At 68.3% G+C, this 17,966-nt stretch carries 12 protein-coding genes and 1 pseudogene; 9 read left to right on the forward strand and 4 right to left on the reverse strand.

Annotation, left to right across the window (positions count from 1 at the left end):
- Positions 1-120: 120 nt before the first annotated feature.
- Positions 121-1,038, reverse strand: coding sequence for a phytanoyl-CoA dioxygenase family protein (locus ACQBAU_RS07020; protein ID WP_465255755.1), 918 nt, complete (start codon positions 1,036-1,038; stop codon positions 121-123).
- Positions 1,039-1,226: 188 nt separating this feature from the next.
- Here ACQBAU_RS07020 and ACQBAU_RS07025 point away from each other — a divergent pair, with 188 nt between their 5' ends.
- The 8 genes from ACQBAU_RS07025 to ACQBAU_RS07060 all read left to right on the forward strand — a co-directional run bounded on the left by ACQBAU_RS07025 (position 1,227) and on the right by ACQBAU_RS07060 (position 13,188).
- Positions 1,227-2,099 carry an SDR family NAD(P)-dependent oxidoreductase gene (locus ACQBAU_RS07025; RefSeq protein WP_465255756.1) on the forward strand — a complete coding sequence of 291 codons (873 nt, stop codon included), beginning with the start codon at positions 1,227-1,229 and terminating at the stop codon, positions 2,097-2,099.
- A 4-nt stretch (positions 2,100-2,103) separates the two neighbouring features.
- Positions 2,104-3,138, forward strand: coding sequence for a hypothetical protein (locus tag ACQBAU_RS07030; protein ID WP_434551523.1), 1,035 nt, complete (start codon positions 2,104-2,106; stop codon positions 3,136-3,138).
- A gap of 36 nt (positions 3,139-3,174) precedes the next feature.
- A complete protein-coding gene (gene dxr, locus ACQBAU_RS07035; protein ID WP_465255757.1) occupies positions 3,175-4,377 on the forward strand; it encodes a 1-deoxy-D-xylulose-5-phosphate reductoisomerase in 1,203 nt (400 codons plus the stop codon).
- A gap of 164 nt (positions 4,378-4,541) precedes the next feature.
- On the forward strand, positions 4,542-7,874 hold the full coding sequence (locus ACQBAU_RS07040; protein ID WP_465255758.1) for a DUF4838 domain-containing protein: 3,333 nt from the start codon (positions 4,542-4,544) through the stop codon (positions 7,872-7,874).
- A gap of 145 nt (positions 7,875-8,019) precedes the next feature.
- Positions 8,020-9,309 (forward strand): M50 family metallopeptidase, encoded by a 1,290-nt coding sequence (locus tag ACQBAU_RS07045; RefSeq protein ID WP_434551526.1) that lies wholly within the window; start codon positions 8,020-8,022, stop codon positions 9,307-9,309.
- Positions 9,310-9,362: 53 nt separating this feature from the next.
- Entirely contained in the window at positions 9,363-10,514 is a 1,152-nt protein-coding gene (gene ispG / locus ACQBAU_RS07050) for a flavodoxin-dependent (E)-4-hydroxy-3-methylbut-2-enyl-diphosphate synthase (protein ID WP_434551527.1), read from the forward strand.
- A 39-nt stretch (positions 10,515-10,553) separates the two neighbouring features.
- Complete coding sequence (locus ACQBAU_RS07055) at positions 10,554-11,414, forward strand: GNAT family N-acetyltransferase (RefSeq protein WP_434551528.1); 861 nt, start codon at positions 10,554-10,556, stop codon at positions 11,412-11,414.
- 139 nt (positions 11,415-11,553) lie between these two features.
- Complete coding sequence (locus ACQBAU_RS07060; RefSeq protein ID WP_465255759.1) at positions 11,554-13,188, forward strand: extracellular solute-binding protein; 1,635 nt, start codon at positions 11,554-11,556, stop codon at positions 13,186-13,188.
- 5 nt (positions 13,189-13,193) lie between these two features.
- On the opposite strand, the gene ACQBAU_RS07065 is transcribed toward ACQBAU_RS07060, so the two are convergent.
- The 3 genes and pseudogenes from ACQBAU_RS07065 to ACQBAU_RS07075 form a co-directional block, all read right to left on the reverse strand.
- Positions 13,194-13,751 carry an IclR family transcriptional regulator domain-containing protein gene (locus ACQBAU_RS07065; RefSeq protein WP_465255946.1) on the reverse strand — a complete coding sequence of 186 codons (558 nt, stop codon included), beginning with the start codon at positions 13,749-13,751 and terminating at the stop codon, positions 13,194-13,196.
- Between the two features lie 99 nt (positions 13,752-13,850).
- Positions 13,851-13,979 (reverse strand): annotated as a pseudogene (locus ACQBAU_RS07070) (hypothetical protein); the annotation flags it as partial.
- Positions 13,976-14,770, reverse strand: a complete 795-nt coding sequence (locus ACQBAU_RS07075) for an IclR family transcriptional regulator (RefSeq protein WP_465255760.1) — start codon at positions 14,768-14,770, stop codon at positions 13,976-13,978. The pseudogene ACQBAU_RS07070 and the gene ACQBAU_RS07075, both read right to left, overlap by 4 nt.
- 202 nt (positions 14,771-14,972) lie before the next feature.
- Between ACQBAU_RS07075 and ACQBAU_RS07080 the strand changes: the two genes are divergently transcribed.
- Positions 14,973-17,954: a DUF4838 domain-containing protein gene (locus ACQBAU_RS07080; RefSeq protein ID WP_465255761.1), complete on the forward strand. Its 2,982-nt coding sequence runs from the start codon at positions 14,973-14,975 to the stop codon at positions 17,952-17,954.
- Positions 17,955-17,966 lie beyond the last annotated feature (12 nt).

Here is a 17,966-nt window from a genome sequence, read left to right on the forward strand (position 1 = left end):
GTACGGCATGTTGCTCGCGGTGTGGCCGCTCCCGGGCCAAGCACCGGGTGGTGCCCGAACGGGACGAGCCCCCGTACACCGGAGTGCACGGGGGCTCGACTGTCCGAGGGGGTCGGAACGTCAACGCAGGAAGGGGATGCTGCGGTCGAGCAGACCGCGCTCCTTCAGCTCCCCACGCAGCGGGATGTCGTCGTCGATCCAGCCGGACTGCTTGATGCCCCAGAACGAGGCGTGGTCCGGGCCGTACCCGAGCAGCTGCTGGTGCAGCGGCGACAGGCCGGCGAACCAGTCGGAGTCCTGATCGGCGACGACCTCATCCAGCGGACGGATCCACCGGTAGGTGTAGCCGATGAACAGCAGCTTGCGGGTCCGGTCGGACTTGTTCATCGACCGGCTGTGCCACAGCCGACGGTCGAAGATGAAGGCGTCGCCGGGGGACAGCAGCACCTCGGTCGACCCCTCCGGCTCGATGATCGGATCGCCGGGCTTCTCCGGTCGGCCGGCGAGGGTGTTGTTGACGTGGCTGCCGGGGATCACCTTGGTCTGGCCGTAGCCGGGCTCGGACAGGTCGGTCAGCGCGAAGCAGATCTTGGTCATGAACATCGGGCGGACGTCCATGTCGATGTCGGAGTTCTGCCGGTACCCGTCCTGGTGCCAGTTCCAGAAGGGCGGCTCGTCCTTCGGCGGGTTGACGTCGATGTGGTTGTGGTGGCTGTAGATGTTCCAGCCCATGTTGCCCCAGATGTAGGGGAAGGTCGTCGGCCAGTCGAGCAGGGCCGGGAAGGCCGGGTCGCGATCCAGGAAGCCCATCACGTGGATGGACTTGTCCGGACGCAGCCGGTCGGCTTCCTGCTCCTCGGCGTACACCTTGTCGACGGCAGCCTCGAGGGTGGCACGGGACTCCTCGTCCAGTGCGTTCTTGATGACGTAGTACCCGTCCCGGCGGTACTGCTCCCGGATCGAGGGGTCGAGCGGCTCGTAGCCGGTCGCCCCGCCGGCACCCTGCCCAGTGTCTGACGTGGTCTCGGTCACCGTCATGGCGATGGTCTCCCTCCAACGAGTGTGGCGCGGTCAGGTCCTGACCGCAGTCCGTGTCAGCCTACATCCTAGGTAGTGAGGCGAACCTAACCAACGATCGCGCCCCGTGTGGCGTTCGTTCCTTCGCGTCGAGTTCCCGCGCAGCGGGTCGCGGGAGTCGCGGGGGTTGGAGGGGCCAGACTGGACGCATGGGCGATCGGACGGTCCTGGTGACCGGCGGCAACCGAGGGATCGGGTACGAGCTGGCCGCGGCCCTGCTCGCCCGTGGGGACCGGGTGGTGCTGACGACGCGTGATGCCGACCGGGGTGATCGTGCCCGTCGTCGCCTGCTGGCCGACCACCCCACCGGTGAGGTGACCGTACGGACCTGTGACCTGAGCGATCCGGCTTCGGTCCGGCGGTGTGCCGATGCCCTGCTCGCCGACGGCCGACCCCTCGACGGCGTGATCAACAACGCGGGTGTCCTCCTGGCTCCGCCGTCTCGCGAACTCACCCCGGACGGTGTCGAGGTGACCCTCGCCACGAACGCCCTCGGGCCGCTGCTGCTGGTCGGCGCGCTGGCACCCATGCTGCGACCCGCTGCCCGGGTGGTGTCGCTGACGTCGCGGCTGCACCTGCCCGGCAGCCGCGGCGAGCCGGTCGACTTCGACTTCGACGACCCCAACCTTGATCATGGCTACACCCCGGAGCGGTCGTACAAGAACTCCAAGCTGGCGCTGATGTGGGTGAGCACCCTGCTCGACCGGCGACTCGGGCCGGTCACCAGCAACACCGTGTGTCCGGGATTCGTACCGCGCACGGCCGCCCGGCACACCCGGGGCTGGCTGCGGTTCAAGCTGCGGTGGATCGTGCCACGGCTGCCGTTCGCCGTCACCGCCGAGCAGGCGGCAGCCGACGTGCTGTGGGTGCTCGACGCCCCGGAACTGGCCGACCGTGGCGACTGCTTCATCGCCGACCGTACGATCAGCGAAGCCAGTCCCCAGGCACGGGACTCCGCACTGGCCGACCGGTTCGCCACGCTGGCCGGCGAACTGTGGCCGCAGCTCGGGGGAGAGGAATGAGGCGATGACCGTACGACGCATCCTGCTGCTGGGCGTGGCGGCCGCGGCCCTGCTCACCCTGGGCGTCTGGCTCGGCGGCATCCGGCTCGCCGATCAACCGTTGCTGCCCGACCGGGGCGCGTCCTGGTACGTGTGGAAACTGCCCGAGCCGACGGTGTGGACGCGGCTGTCGGCGTGGGCCGGCTACATCGCCCACCAGTTGGTGTCGTGGGGGTTGATCTTCTATGCCCAGACCCGGGTCCGGACGTACAGCCGGACCCTCCACCCGATCAATGTCGTTGCCCTGTTGGCGAATCTCGGCTTCATCGTCCTCCACCAGGTGCAGAGCCAGGTCTTCTACGACGGCCTCGCCCAGGACGTGTCGATCTACTCGTCGCAGGGTTCGGTCATCGCACTGCTCGTCGTCGTCCTGCTGATGGAGAACCGGCGGCGCGGCATGGCCTTCGGGCGTCCGGCGCCGATCAAGGCCGAGGTCATCGGCTTCGCCCGCAAGTACCACGGCTACTTGTTCAGCTGGGCAGCGATCTACACGTTCTGGTACCACCCGATGCTCAACACCTCGGGTCACCTGATCGGCTTCTTCTACATGTTCCTGCTGTTGGTCCAGGGCAGCCTCTTCCTCACCCGCGCCCACACCAATCGGATCTGGACGCTGGTCCTGGAGCTGCTGGTGGCCGTGCACGGGACGTTGGTGGCGATCATGAACTCGGGCCCGAACGGGCTGTGGCCGATGTTCCTGTTCGGGTTCCTGGCGATCTTCGTGATCACCCAGATGCATGGCGTCGGGCTCAGCCGCCGCACCCGCTGGGTGATCGGGATCGGCTATGTGGTCGCCGTGCTCGCGGTCTACACCTGGCGAGGACTCGGCTCGATCCACCAGATCACCTGGATCCCGCTGGCCGAGTACGGCCTGGTCGCCGTACTCGCCCTGGTGCTGTGGGGCGGACTGGCGATCGCCAAGGCCGTACGGCCGCCCTCGCCGAGTGGGTCCCAGGAGAAGGACCCGGAGTCGGCGGGCCGGGGCGCGGGGCGTACCTGACACCCACCCCGGCGGGCCCGTGCCAGACTGACGCCTGTGCGCGACATCGTCATCCTCGGCAGTACCGGCTCCATCGGCACCCAGGCCCTCGAGGTGATCGAGGCCGCGGCGGACCGCTTCCGGGTCGTCGGACTGGCCGCCGGGGGGAGCGACATCGCGCTGCTCGCCCGGCAGGTGTTGCGGCATCGGCCCGCCTCCGTGGCGGTGGCCCGCGCGACGGCGGTGCAGGACCTCCAGCTCGCGCTCTACGCCGAGGCGAAGCAGGCCGGCTGGAACGCCGGGGACGTCCGCCTGCCACGGATCCTGGCCGGACCGTCGGCGGCCGCCGAGCTCGCCGGTTCCGCGGCAGACGTGGTGCTGAACGGGATCACCGGTTCGGCCGGCCTGCAGCCCACCTTGGCCGCTCTGGCTGCCGGCGCGACGCTGGCGCTGGCCAACAAGGAGTCGCTGGTGATCGGCGGGCGGCTGGTCACCGAGGCCGCCGCCGAGGGGCAACTCGTCGCCGTCGACTCCGAACACTCCGCCATCGCGCAGGCACTCCGGGCCGGGCGGGCCGACGAGGTGGACCGGATCATCCTGACCGCCTCCGGGGGACCGTTCCGTGGCCGCACCCGCGAGCAGCTCGCCGACGTGACGCCGGCCGAGGCGATGAAGCACCCCACCTGGGACATGGGCCGGGTGATCACCACCAACTCCTCAACGCTGGTCAACAAGGGGCTGGAGTTGTTGGAGGCGCACCTGCTGTACGACGTCCCGCTGGACCGGATCGACGTCGTGGTGCATCCGCAGTCGGTGGTGCACTCGATGGTCCAGTTCACCGACGGTTCGACGATCGCACAGTGCTCCCCGCCGGACATGAAGTTGCCGATCGCGTTGGCACTGAACTGGCCGGACCGCCTGCCCGGCGCAGCCCGCCCGTGTGACTGGAGCGCCGCCACCGCCTGGACCTTCGAACCGCTGGACGACGACGTGTTCCCGGCAGTCGAGCTGGCCCGTCGCGCCGGAGCCGGCCCGGCGACCGCACCGGCGGTCTACAACGCGGCCAACGAGGTCTGCGTCGACGCCTTCCACGACGGCCGGATCGGTTTCGGCGACATCACCGACATCATTGCCGCGGTGCTGGCCGACCACGCCACCGGCTCTGCCGGCCGGGACGCCGAACTCACCGTCGACGCCGTCCTCGCCGCCGACGCCTGGGCCCGTGCCGAGGCCGGCAAGGCGTGCGGAGCCCGCGCCTGATCCGTTCGCGAGCTGCGACGGGCGTGATCCAACGCTCGCCCGAGCGTTGGATCAGCTGTTTACAACGACCGCACGGTGTGCTCTCCTTCCGCAAGGGGCGCGGTCCTGAGACGCCGGTGTTGCTGTGCGCCCGCGCTGTTGACAGCCACGAACAAGGGAGTTCCATGTCTGCACTCGTCAGTCGACGCACCGTCCTCGCCGGAGGGGTGCTGACTGCTGCCGCCACGGCACTGCCGGCCTTGCGGGCGGACGCCAGCGGCACGAGCCGTGACCTCGTCCGCGACGGGAGGGCACGGGGCCTGATCGTGATCTCCGCGGACGCCGCGGACCTGGAGACCCGGGCGGCGGAGGAGCTGCAGGAGCACGTACGGCTGGTCAGCGGGGCTGACGTCCCCGTGTTGCGCGGTGATCCGACCCGGCTGGCGGTCGAGGCGTCGCTCATGCCCGGGCGACTGGTGGCCCCGCGCCCGGGTCACCACGAGATCCGCGCCGTCGTGACGAACCCGTCCACCCGCGCGGTACGGGTCACGGTGTCCGTGCCCGCCGAACCGGATGGACTGCACGTCGAGTTCCGGATGCCGTCCCGACCGCTGATCCTGGCGGCCCGATCCAGCGTGGCCATCAGTGGCCGTGTCACCGTGCTGCAGCATGCGGACCCCGAGGTCCACGAGATCTCGGTGACGGTGACCGCGGAGCCGGGCCAGACGTTCACGCTCCCCCTCGTGGTGGACCACAGCCTGGCCAACCTGTTGTCGAATCCCGGCATCGAGGACGCCACCTTCCTGCCGTGGTACCGGACGACACACTTCACACCGGACACCACGGTGGCCCATTCCGGGACCACCTCCATCAGGTTCAGCGGCTGGGACGGGGCGACGTCTGGGTACGAACGAGGCCTGAAGTTCACTGGTGGGCGGGCATATCGGCTCACCTTCTGGGGCCGACGTGACGCCGGCAGTACCAGCGATGTCCGGCTACGGCTCAGCGAGCTTGACGCACAGAGTCAGCGGATCCGGCTCGCCTTCGAGGCAACGGTGCCACTCGGCTCCGACTGGCAGCGCCACGCGGTCACCTTCTACGCCAACCCGGCCCTCGACGAGCGCTACGTCCAGACCTGGTTCAACCTCGTGCTGGCCGGCGCCGGGACGATCTGGCTCGACGACTTCGCGCTGCAGGAGGTGGGCTCGATCGAGGGTTACGACCCCGGCGCATCACCGGACGGTCCCGGCAACGGCGTCATCGTGCCGACGCCCGTCGGGCCGGCGCCGGAACTCGCCGCCCCGGTCAGGACCAGGGTCGACGGCGCCGTGGTGTGTCTCGGCACCCCCGACGCCCAGCCCGCCGTGGCGGCGCCCTTTGCCGACGAGTTGGAGCAGGTCGCGGACTCCGACGGGTTCATCGTCGGCAGCCGCGACCAGGTGGTGTACGTGCTGGGCACCCGGCCGCGGGGAGTGCTGAACGGCGTCTACGACTTGATCGAGCGGGAGCTCGGGGTGATCTGGACCCGCGCAGGGGAGTCGGGAACGATCTACGAGCCGAAGTCGACGATCACCCTGGTCGGTACGGACCGGGTCGAGGTGCCGGCGTTGGCGATGCGCGGTTGGCACCTCACCGGCGTCGGGGCGGGCGGCGAGTTCCATGCCGACCCGGCCACCGAGCTGATGATGGCGCGCAACCGGCTCAACGCGAAGTTCGCGGAGGTCGGCACCCGTACCCAGTGGCCCCGGCAGCAGTCGATCGGCATCGAGCCGGTCAACCTCGGACACAACCTCCACGAATGGCTGCTGCAGAGCGTTTCCTACCAGGGCTGGGATCCCGAGCGTCAGGCAGGCTGCTGGAACACCGACGAGAACGGCAATCCGCAGGTCGAGCTGCCGGTCAGCCAGCTGAACTTCTGGAACGCCGACGTCGCCGTGGCCGTCTCCGAAAGTGTCGTCGCCTTCCTCGACACGTACGGACTCGCCCACGTGGGCGTCGGGATCGAGGACAACTCGAGCGTGCTGCAGGTGCCCGAGAGCCTGGAGCCGTTCAGCTACGCGCCCGGGCAGTCGGTCGACCCGGATCATCCGGCGTACCTCTCGACGGTCTACTACACCTTCCTCAACAGTGTTGCGCGTGCCGTGGCCGCTGAGCATCCCGAGGCGACAGTCACGACGTTCGCGTACGTCTTCACCGAGATCCCCCCACTGTGCGAGGTCGAACCCAACGTCGCCGTGGTCGTCGCACCGATCCACGAGGACATGCGACGCCCCTTGACCGACCCCGACTCGGCGGTCAACACTGCCGTTCGGGAGAACCTGGTCCGGTGGAGCCAGAAGACGTCCAACGTCGTGCTGTACAACTACTACGGGTGCTTTCCGAACGCTGCCAGCGACTTCGAGCGGCCGATCGCGCCCCGCATCCTGGCCGACGTCAAGCTGTACGAGGACCTGGGCTTCACCGGCACCCTCCCGGAGGGGGTGGTCGACGTCGAGACGAGCACCCGGATGTGGAGCATCTCGACCCTGACGATGTGGTTGTACCCGAAGCTGGCTTGGAATCCCGAGGCGGACATCGACGCGTTGACCGAGCGGTTCTGCACCATCTCGTACGGGGCGGCCGCACCCGACATGATCGAGTACCACCGGCTGCTCACCCAGGCCTGGGACGGCAACGACCGGGTCACCCTGCCGTGGAACGCGCCGCTGACGGTCTACCTGTTGGCGTTCTACGCCGACAGCGATCGCAACGACCTGATGCAGGCGGCACTCGATCGCGCGTGGGGGTTGGCCGATCCGGACCAGCGGGAGCGGATCCGTCCGATCAAGGAGGCGTTCGAGCGCAACGTCGACAAGGTCGTGTACGAGCCGACCGAGAAGCCTGTCGCACTCCAGACGTCAGCCGGGCGTGACCAGGTGCTGGCCACGACGGACATGACCGATCCGATCTGGAGCGGTGCCCCGGTGCTCAGCGACTTCCGCAACCCCGGCACGATCGAACCCGTGCCGGGCCTGGCCACCAAGGTCAGGATGCTGTGGGACGCAACCCACCTGTACGTGGCGTACGAGTGCTTCGACGACGGCATCGGCGACCTGGCGGCCCCGCCGTTGAACAGCTCGGGCAGCTGGTGGAACGGCAACTCCGACTACGTGGAAACCTATGTGGGGTCGGAGGACCCGTGGGTCGACGCGGCAGCGGAGTACCGCGTCTGGTTCACCAATCCGACCGGGGCCGGCATCGTGTTCGGCAGCAACAAGGAGTTCCAGGCCTCGCCCGGACCGTGGGTCACCTCGACCGCGGTGGTCGACGAGGCCGGGACCGAGCAGGACCACTGGGTCGCGATCCAGGCGATCCCGATGTCGCTACTCGGTGTGTCCGGGTCGGCCACCACCGCGACCACCCTGTACGGCTACTTCAACCGGGAGCACCACACCGGGAGCAGCTTCTTGAGCCAGGGCTGGGGTGCCGCGTCGGTGTGGTCCACCTCGAGCTTCCGGCCGATCGAGCTGCGCGCCTGACCCCGGTTCCCCGGCCCGTGCCCCACATTCCCCGAGTTCGTCGAGGGGCGTCTCGACGAGCTCGGCGGACGTGACATGGGAGCACGTAGAGTTGATGCGGCCCGGGGTTCGGGTCACCGGACCGGACGAGTGGTGAGGGGCGCTGATGGAGACGGTCATCTACATCGGTGGTGCGGTGCTGTTCTTCGCCCTGGTGATGGTCTCGGTCGCGCTGCACGAGATCGGGCACCTCGTCCCGGCGAAGGCGTTCGGCGTCAAGACCACCCAGTACTTCGTCGGCTTCGGCAAGACCCTGTGGTCGACCCGCCGTGGCGAGACCGAGTACGGGATCAAGGTGCTGCCGCTCGGCGGGTACGTCCGGATGATCGGGATGATGCCGCCCAAGCCGGGCCGCTCGATGTCGTCCAGTACCGGCATGTTCAGCTCGATCATCGACAACGCCCGCAACGCCGACGCCGACGAGATCGGACCGGCCGACGAGGGCCGGCTGTTCTACGAGAAGAAGTCGTGGCAGAAGCTGATCGTGATGGCCGGCGGTCCGGCGATGAACGTCGTGCTGGCCTTCCTGCTGCTGTTGCTGGTGGCGGTCACCTTCGGCACCGTGCGCGAGCAGCTCCGGATCGCCCAGGTGAGCGAGTGCATGATCCCCGCCGACCGGGTCGAGCAGACCTGCCAACCCGGTGATGCGCCGTCGCCGGCCGCCGCGGCAGGCATCGAGGCGGGTGACACGATCGTCAGCTTCAACGGCACCCGGCTCACCGACTGGGACCACCTGTCGGAGCTGATCCGCGCCAACGTCGACCGCGAGGCGGTGATCGTGGTGGACCGGAATGGTCAACAGGTCACGCTGCGGACCCACACCGCGCTGACCGGGGTGCCCGCCGAACTCGATCCCAGCCGTACGGTGCAGGCCGGCTTCCTCGGTGTCTCGCCCGTGGTCGAACGAGTGCAGGAGGGCCCGGTCGAGGTCGTCGGGGACATGGGCGAGATGAGCCAGACGATCTTCCAGGTGCTGATCCGGTTCCCGGTCCGGGTGTTCAACGTCGCCGCCGACCTGGTCACCGGGCAACCGCGGGACGTGAACGGTCCGATGAGCATCGTCGGGGCCAGCCGGATCGCCGGCGAGATGGCCAGCACCGACCAGATCCCGGTGAGCGAGAAGGCGGCCGGGCTGATCAGCACCCTCGGGGTGGTGAACCTGTTCTTCGCGCTGTTCAACCTGGTGCCGCTGCTGCCGCTGGACGGTGGTCACATCGCCGGGGCCCTGTACGAGTGGCTGCGGCGGGGCGTGGCGAAGCTGTTCCGGCGACGCGACCCGGGCCCCTTCGACGTGGCGAAGCTGATGCCGGTGGCGTACGCGGTGGCCATCGTGGTCGGACTGAGCGGGGCCGTGCTGATCGTGGCTGACATCATTGACCCCGTCACCCTGTTCTGACATGCCGACCGCCCTCGTACCCGTACGTCCGAAGAACCAGAAAGGCTCGTGACATGACCGTCCCGCTGGGAATGCCCTCCTCGCCGCCCCCGGTGCTGGCACCGCGGCGGAAGACCCGCCAGCTCCGCGTCGGCAAGGTGCTGGTCGGCGGCGACGCACCCATCTCGGTGCAGTCGATGACCACGACCAAGACCACCGACATCAATGCGACCCTGCAGCAGATCGCGGCGCTGACGGCCAGCGGCTGCGACATCGTCCGGGTGGCCGTACCGAGTCAGGACGACGCCGAGGCGCTGCCGGCCATCGCACGGAAGAGCCAGATCCCGGTGATCGCCGACATCCACTTCCAGCCCAAGTACGTGTTTGCCGCGATCGAGGCCGGGTGTGCCGCGGTGCGGGTGAACCCGGGCAACATCAAGGCCTTCGACGACCGGGTCGGCGAGATCGCCCAGGCCGCGAAGGAGGCCGGGGTTTCGCTCCGGATCGGCGTCAACGCCGGCTCGCTCGACAAGCGGCTGTTGGCGAAGTACGGCAAGGCGACCCCCGAGGCGATGGTCGAGTCGGCGCTGTGGGAGGCCAGCCTGTTCGCCGAGCACGACTTCCACGACTTCAAGATCAGCGTGAAGCACAACGACCCGGTGATCATGGTGCGGGCCTACCAGCTGCTGTCGGAGCAGTGCGACTACCCGCTGCACCTCGGCGTCACCGAGGCCGGCCCGGCGTTCCAGGGCACCATCAAGTCGGCGACCGCGTTCGGTGCGCTGCTCAGCCAGGGCATCGGCGACACCATCCGGGTGTCGCTGTCGGCCGACCCGGTCGAGGAGGTCAAGGTCGGCACCAAGATCTTGGAGTCGCTCAACCTGCGTCCCCGCAAGCTCGAGATCGTGTCGTGCCCGTCGTGCGGGCGCGCCCAGGTTGATGTCTACAAGCTGGCCGACGAGGTCACCGCCGGGCTCGAGGGGATGACCGTACCGCTGCGGGTCGCGGTGATGGGCTGCGTGGTGAACGGCCCCGGTGAGGCCCGCGAGGCCGACCTCGGCGTCGCCTCCGGCAACGGCAAGGGCCAGATCTTCGTCAAGGGTGAGGTGATCAAGACGGTCAAGGAGAGCGAGATCGTCGAGACGCTCATCGAGGAAGCGATGCGGATCGCCGAGTCCATGCCCGAGATGGAGGGCGAGACCGGCCCGCAGGTGAGCGTCGGTTGAGTCGTCGCATGGGCTGTGCGCGAGAGGTGAGCTGAGGGCATGGCGGTCGAGCCGACGACCCGGGCCGGTGCTCGCGTGCTGACCCCGGATGACCTGTACGCCGTCGTCCGGCTGTTGTTGCAGCAGCCGGTGCACAACGTGTTCGTGTCGGGTCGGATCCGGGCCCAAGGCCTGGACCCGTTCATCCTCGGCTGCCCGGTCTGGGGCTTCGAGCGCGACGGCGAGCTGGTGGCGCTGTGCCACGCCGGCTCCAACCTGGTGCCGATCGGTGCCGCCGATGCTGAGGTGATGGGAGCCTTCGCCGAGCTCGCCGGACCAGTACGCCGTGCCAGTTCCATCTCCGGCGACGCCCACGTGGCGCTGGCGTTGTGGCACGAGCTGTGCCGCCGCTGGGGTGGCTCCTGGCAGGCCGTCCGCGAGGTCCGGGAGCGGCAACCGCTGATGGTGATCGACCGGGACCCCGACGTCGAACCCGACCCGCGGGTGCAGGTGATCACCCCGCGCGACCTGGGGTCGTACTTCGACGCGGCGGTGCGGATGTACACCGAGGAGGTCGGGGTGTCACCGCTGCAACCGAGCCCGTCGGCGTACCGCAGCTACGTCCGCAACCTGGTCGAGATGCGCCGGGCGTTCGGGGTCGTCACCGACCGCCGCGTCATCTTCAAGTCCGACCTCGGCTCGGTGTCGGGGGAGTACTGCCAGGTGCAGGGCGTCTGGCTCGACCCCGAGCTGCGCGGCCGCGGGCTGGCGCCGGCCCTGGTCGCCCGTGTCGTGGAGCTCGCCCGACTGGCGTACCCGACCGTCTCCCTGTACGTGAACGACTTCAACGAGCGCGCGGTCGCCACCTACCGGCGGGTCGGCTTCGAGCAGATCGGCGAGTTCGCAACGATCCTGTACTGATCCGCTCGCCCTGGCCGACATCGGGTTGCAAACGGTTGAAGTTGCCGGTCCGGCACGACACGATGGGGATCTCGGGGGAGGGCCGTACGTGATCGGTGGCAGGAACCGACGGCGGTCCGGTGACACGAAGGAGTGCATCGTGGGACATCTCTCTCGACGAACAGTGCTGGGCTCCGGCCTGGCTGCCGGCGCAGGTCTGGCGCTGTCTGCCTGCACCGGCTCGGGCACCGAGCCCGGAGGATCGGGTGAGCCGGGCGGCGCTGGTGGTGGTGGCGGCGGCGCGGGTGGTGGCGCGATGCCGAACCACATCCCCTTCGACGGTCCCACCCCGGACCTGCCCGGTGATGCGGAGACCGGCGTGCCGGATGCCTACCTGAAGTACCCCGATCCGCCGCAGAGCACCGGCACGGTGCCACTCGGGTTGTCGGCTCCGGTGGAGTTCCTGCTGCAGGGCCGGGCCAGTGCCGTACCGATGGAGCAGAACCAGTGGTGGCAGTTGCTGAACGAGGAGGCGGGTGCCGAGATCCGCATCACCGCGGTCAGCAGCACCGAGTACCTCGCCAAGTTCCAGACCTCTGTTTCGGGCGACGTGTTGTCCGACATCACCCAGATCGTCACCGTGCCGCAGCTGCCGGCACTGCTGGACAAGATGTTCGTCGACCTGTCGCCCTACCTGTCCGGTGACCATGTGGCGAAGTACCCCAACCTGGCCAACCATCCACCGTCGGCGTGGTCGGTCTCGGTCTTCGACGGCAAGGTGTACGGCATCCCGCAACCGCGCATCACCGGCGGCATGATCCTGTTGACCCACGGTGACCGACTGGCCGAGAAGGGCATCGACCTGATGCCGGAGTTGGCCGACGGCGAAGCCTTCCTCGACATGGTCCGTGAGCTCCACGATCCCGCAGGCGACCGGTTCGCGATCGGTCAGTTGCCGGAGAACTGGACCGTGCCACTGGTGCTCGAGGCGATGGGTGGCCCGAACGTCTGGGACACCTCGGGGGACACCTGGGTGAGCGAGTACGAGACCCCGGAGTACGAGGCGGCGTTGGAGGTGGTGACCAAGATGTTCGCCGAGGGTCTCTACCATCCGAACTCCTACACCGACCAGACCAACAGCCACACCTGGTTCAACGCCGGTACGACCGCGCTGCTGTCGCAGAACTTCGCCAACTGGCAGGCCAAGGCGAACCTCGAGACCGAGGTGGGGGTGGTGGTGATGCCGAAGTGGGACGGTGGCGGCACGGCCGTCAAGCACCTCGGGGCACCGGCCTACACCGCCCCGGTCGGGCTGAAGAAGATCGACGACGAGGCGCGGATCGATGAACTGCTGCGACTGCTCGACTACATCGCCTCACCCTTCGGGACCCAGGAGTTCCTGCACGTCAACTACGGCGTGAAGGACCGGCAGTGGACCCTCACCGACGGTGAACTGGCTCGCATCGCGGATGCGCCGGAAGAGGCGATCGGTGGCCTGAACTATGCAGGTGCGAGCATCTGGCGTGACGTCTACATGGCCGGCAAGCCGGACATGACCGAGCGCATCCACACCTACTGTGCCGAGCAGATCCCCAACGGCATGCCGAACCCGACCTTGGGCAAGTTCTCCGACACGGCGGTCACCAAGGCGCCGCCGGCCACCCGGAAGCTCAGTGACCTGCAAGGAGCGATCATCCAGGGCCGGTCGTCGCTGACCGAGTGGTCCGCGGCCGTCCAGGAATGGAAGAAGGAGTGCGGGGACGCGATGGCGGAGGAGTACGCGGCGCAGGCGTGATCATGTCAGCGGTGGGTCGCGTTGCGGTTGAACGCGCGGAGTCGGGCGGCCCGTCCCTCGGCCAGGCCGGTGGCGATCACCGACGCCGCATGGCCGAGGGCGGCGGCGAGGCCGGGGTGGTCACCGCGGGCGATGCGGGCGTCCGGAGCCAGAATGCCGATCGCGCAGAGCCGAATGACGTTGGGCACGGCGACGGCGAGGCCGGTGACTCCGGGGATGACGTCCGAGTGCTGGACGGCGTAGCCGCGGCGTCGGGTGTTGGCGATGTCGTCCCGGAACCGGTCGAGGTCGACGCCGCGCCGGGGCAGGAAGCGTTCGCCGTCGGCGGGGGTGAGCAGTGCCAGGCATGCCAGGCCCTGTGCCGACGAGTGGGCGGGCAGCCGGTCGCCCAGGGGAACACGCGCCACGAGGGAGTGCCGCGACTCCGCCTGGGTGAGGGCCACTGCGTCCTCGCCGCCGAGCACCGTCAACAGAGCGGTCTCGCCGGTCGTGTCACGCAGCGCCGCCAACGGTTCAGCCGCTGCGGTGACGAGGAGTTCCAAGTAGTCCGGCTCGTTCTGCAAGAGCCAGACCTCTGAACCCAGGGTGTAGCGACCATCTGGCGTGCGGTGGGCGTACTTGAGTGTGAGCAGGACTCCCAGGTGTCGGCGGACGGATGAGGTCGGGGATCCGGTCGCTTGCCCCAGCTCGCTCGTCGTCCAGCTCCGTGCCGGACTCGAGCCGAGGACGTTCAGGAGGTGCAGCACGCGGGTGGCAGAGGTGCCCGCGTACCGGCTCGGGTCCGCACTCATGTGGTTGCTCCAGAGGGATCGGCAAGCGACCACGCTGTGGCGTACGGCGGGGCGTGTCGGGGTACACCGAGATGGGTTGCGGCTTGGTCCGCAGCATCACACAGCACCCGGCCCAGGGAGGCTGCCCGGGCCGCTGACAGGCGACTGCGGGGAATGAGGACCCCGAGCGACAGCGCCACCTTGGAGTAGCTGAACACCGGGGCCGCCACCGTGGCCTGGCGGGGATCGGCGTGACCCCATTCGGCGGCGAAGCCTTGGGCGCACACGGTCGCCAACTCCCTCTCCAGGGTCGCCCGACTGCGGATGGTGGACGACGTGAGAGGTTCCAGCGATGTCGGCACGGCCAAGGCGCGCTGGCCCGGGGGGAGCCACGCGATCAGGACCCACCCGAAGGCCGACGCATGCACCGGCACGGGGGTCACCGGGACCGGCGGACGAGGCGTCCGGGAGCCGGCGGCGATCGTGAGGGCTGTTGTGCAGCGACCGGTCAGCTCGGACAGTACGGCCGTTTCGCCGGTAGCCTCGGCTACCATGTCGAGGCCCGGCTGACAGGCCTCGGTCAGGTACGTCGCATAGTTGCGTTTGTCCTGCAGCCTCCAACTGGCTGGCCCGAGACCGTAGTGCCCCTCGCCGTTGCGGACCAGGAATCCGTCGATGACCAGAGTGCTGGCGTAGCGGAGTACCGACGATTTGGGCCACCCGAGCGCGCTGGCGAGTTCGCCGAGGCTCACTTCACGGTAGGCACGGCCCACGGTGCTCAGCACCTGCAGGGTGCGTTCGGCAGACGACATCGCGCTCATGGCCCCCAAGTCCCGTCGTTCATTCCGAACGCCGCGTTTCACTGAGTGGCGCCATTGTCGCCGGAAAGCAACGTGTTGCGGTGTCCGTCCACGAAGGTCGGTTCCAGATGATGGCCTCGTGGCTTGGCAATTGTCCGGGGCGGGCTGCAGGCTGCCCTCACCGCAGCCTCGTGTGCGAAGGAGCACCACACCCATGCCCGATCAGACTCTGCCCGAACTCAGTCGCCGCACATTCCTGTCCGCAGGTGTCGGGACCGCTGCGGTGGTGATGGCCACCGGCCTCACCACGGCACCGGCCGCGGCCGCTGATCCCCTCACGCTGGTCCATCGGGGTGAGGCGAGGTCGATCGTCGTGCTCGATCCCGGCGCCGATGCCCAGACCAGGTCCGCTGCCGACGAGTTGATCCGCCTGGTTCAACGAGCCACCGGCGTCACCCTGCCGCTCCACACCGGTGTCGACGGCCTGCCGCAGGGACCCGTCCGCATCTATGTCGGGTTCGCCGGTCCCGGTTCCCATCCCGACATCGCCACCACCTTGTCGGAGATGGATCCGGACGGGACCCTGCTCGCTCGACACGAGGCGACATTCACCCTCATCGGCCCTACCAGCTGGGGAACCCGGCACGCCGTCCAGCAGTTCGCCGAGCGCCACATGGGCGTGGCATGGCTGATGCCGACCGAACTGGGAGAGGATGTTCCGCACCTGACGAGGATCCGGGCCCCCCGAGCTCTGGAGCGGGAGGACCCGACGTTCACGTCACGGACCCTGTATCCGACACCGTCGTACCAGCAGACCAGTTGGAGCGAGCCGAACACGGCACTGAAGGCCTGGGGTGACAAGGGGCGGACGCACTGGCGACTGCACTTCCACCACAACTTGTACACGATCTTCGACTCGAAGAAGTTCGGCACCACGCACCCGGAGTGGTACCCCATCATCAACGGCGAGACCTACATTCCGCCGGCCGGCCATCACGTGGGGTGGCAGCCCAGATTCCTGGCCCCCGGCACGGTCGAGGAAGCCGCGGCCACAGTTGTCCGTTACTTCACGACGTTCCCGGACGCCCCGTCGTACTCCTTGGGGGTCACGGACGGCAGCGGCTTCAGCGAGGACGAACTTGCCGGCACAGGGACCAACAGCCTCGGCATGCCCGACATGTCGCCGATCTACTGGAACTGGGTCAACCAGGTGGCCGAGCTGGTGATGAGTGAGCACCCCGAGTTCTCCGATCGCTGGATCGGTGCGCTCGCCTACCACTACGTCCAGGACCCACCGCCGTTCGCACTGCACCCGAGAGTGGTGCCCTTCCTGACCTATGACCGCTACCACTGGGTCGATCCGGAACTGCGCGAGAAGGACCTTGCGACGACCCGGGCCTGGCTTGAGGTTGCGTCCCAACTCGGCTGGTACGACTACATCTACGGCCACCCGTACGCCGTGCCCCGGGTTCCGATGCACCTGTGGGACGAGGTGCTGGACTGGGCGAGGGACAACCGCATCGTCGGCATCATGGCTGAGCTCCAGCACAGTTGGGGCGAGGGCGCCAAGCCGTGGGCGTTGAGCCGCAAGCTATGGGACGGTGACCGGTCGCTGGTCACGGAATCCCAGGAGTGGTACCGCCGTGCCGTAGGTGTCCCCGCGGCACGGTACCTGCAGCAGTTCTACGAACTGTGGGAGGACTTCTGGATGACACGTGCACCGCAGACCACCTGGTTCGCGGGTGGTCGCGACCTGACCTGGTTCCCGTTCGACGACCTGAGCTATCTCGACGCGGTGACCCCTGACGACATCCGGAGATCGCGCACCATGATCGAGAACATGCGCGCCCACACCCAGACCCCGGAGCAGCACCGACGCGGTGACGCCCTGGTGAAGGAGTTCGAGTACTACGAGGCATCAGCGCTGAGCTACCCACGCGACCTGCCTGCGCCCACGACCTCGGCCGAGGCGCTCGCCATGATCAACGATCTTGCCGCAACCATCGACCGATCGGTGGCCATGGCAGTCCGTCGCAAGCAGGTGTTCGAGGAGATGCAGGCCGACGAACTGCACAAGAAGCCGGGAGCGCATTTCGAGGCCTATGGCGCCGCATGGAGTGGCTGGAACACCAAGACCATGATCAAGATCGCAGACTTCGTCCGCAGCGGCGCGGAGGGCGCCGATGTCGTGCTGGCGCGGGTGACGGAACTGGCCGACAACAGTGGGGGGTCGGCCCACCTGCAGGCATGGAGCAAGCACTGCCTCCACATGATCAACGGCGAACGGGTGTCGTACGGCATCAACACCGGCTTCGAGACCGGCGACACGACAGGCTGGGTGTTCAAGCCCAGCAGTCCGTTGGACCGGCCGATCGAGGTCACCGACGAATACTCGGCGGAGGGCGCGCACAGTCTCCGGGTGCCGAGCGGCTTCGTCACCTGCCAGATCAACCAGGCCAACAACACCTTCCCGGTGGTCGATGGTGTCTGGGTGCAGGAGTACCGCTACCGGGTGCCCGATGGGCAGCGAGCGACGGGGGTCTTCGTCCCAGGGTTGCGGGCCTTCGACGCCGCTGGGCAGGCGCTGGGGTACCGACAGGACCACTACGTCCCGATGTCGGCGTCGCAGGGGAACTGGGCGGTGGCCCGTTACAGCGAGCGACTCCCCACCGGGGCGGTCACCGTCTCGCCCGGCTGCGTCGCGGCTTACTACGGCGGCCCCGGGGAGATCCACATTGACGACGTCCGGTTCGAGCTGTACGCCGCCCCGGGGAGCGTCCAGGTGGTCGAACAGGAACGGTTCTTCGTCTGGCACACCGGTACCGCGCACGTCGACGACCCGCTCGCCCAGGACGGCCGGGCGGTTCAGATGGAGGGGTTCAAGCGCACACAGGCCGTGCACCTCAACCTGAACCAGCTGCCGACCGAGGGGGAGTGGCGGGTGCACGTCCTCGTCCGGTTGGACGTCACCGCGGAGGCCGATCCGAATGCCGTCGGCATCGAGCTCGGATCGTATCCGAAGGAGGGAACGGAGCTGCAGACCTTCCCGATCAAGCAGTTCACTGACGGTCAGTACCATCTGCTCTGCTATGACGGGACGTACAGCTGGGACCGGGATCGGTACCTGCACGTGAGTGGACGCAGTGCAGGAGTGCCATGGGTGTACGTGGATCGGATGTACCTGACCCGGGCCTGAAACGGCGTGGGC

The organism is Carbonicoccus niuqiaonis (assembly GCF_050157065.1).
Taxonomy (GTDB): domain Bacteria; phylum Actinomycetota; class Actinomycetes; order Propionibacteriales; family Propionibacteriaceae; genus Avipropionibacterium.

Coding starts and splice junctions, on each gene's coding strand:
- ACQBAU_RS07020 (WP_465255755.1), bottom strand. CDS start 1,038: ATGACGGTGACCGAGACCACGTCAGACACTGGGCAGGGTGCCGGCGGG.
- ACQBAU_RS07025 (WP_465255756.1), top strand. CDS start 1,227: ATGGGCGATCGGACGGTCCTGGTGACCGGCGGCAACCGAGGGATCGGG.
- ACQBAU_RS07030 (WP_434551523.1), top strand. CDS start 2,104: ATGACCGTACGACGCATCCTGCTGCTGGGCGTGGCGGCCGCGGCCCTG.
- ACQBAU_RS07040 (WP_465255758.1), top strand. CDS start 4,542: ATGTCTGCACTCGTCAGTCGACGCACCGTCCTCGCCGGAGGGGTGCTG.
- ACQBAU_RS07045 (WP_434551526.1), top strand. CDS start 8,020: ATGGAGACGGTCATCTACATCGGTGGTGCGGTGCTGTTCTTCGCCCTG.
- ispG (WP_434551527.1), top strand. CDS start 9,363: ATGACCGTCCCGCTGGGAATGCCCTCCTCGCCGCCCCCGGTGCTGGCA.
- ACQBAU_RS07055 (WP_434551528.1), top strand. CDS start 10,554: ATGGCGGTCGAGCCGACGACCCGGGCCGGTGCTCGCGTGCTGACCCCG.
- ACQBAU_RS07075 (WP_465255760.1), bottom strand. CDS start 14,770: ATGTCGTCTGCCGAACGCACCCTGCAGGTGCTGAGCACCGTGGGCCGT.
- ACQBAU_RS07080 (WP_465255761.1), top strand. CDS start 14,973: ATGCCCGATCAGACTCTGCCCGAACTCAGTCGCCGCACATTCCTGTCC.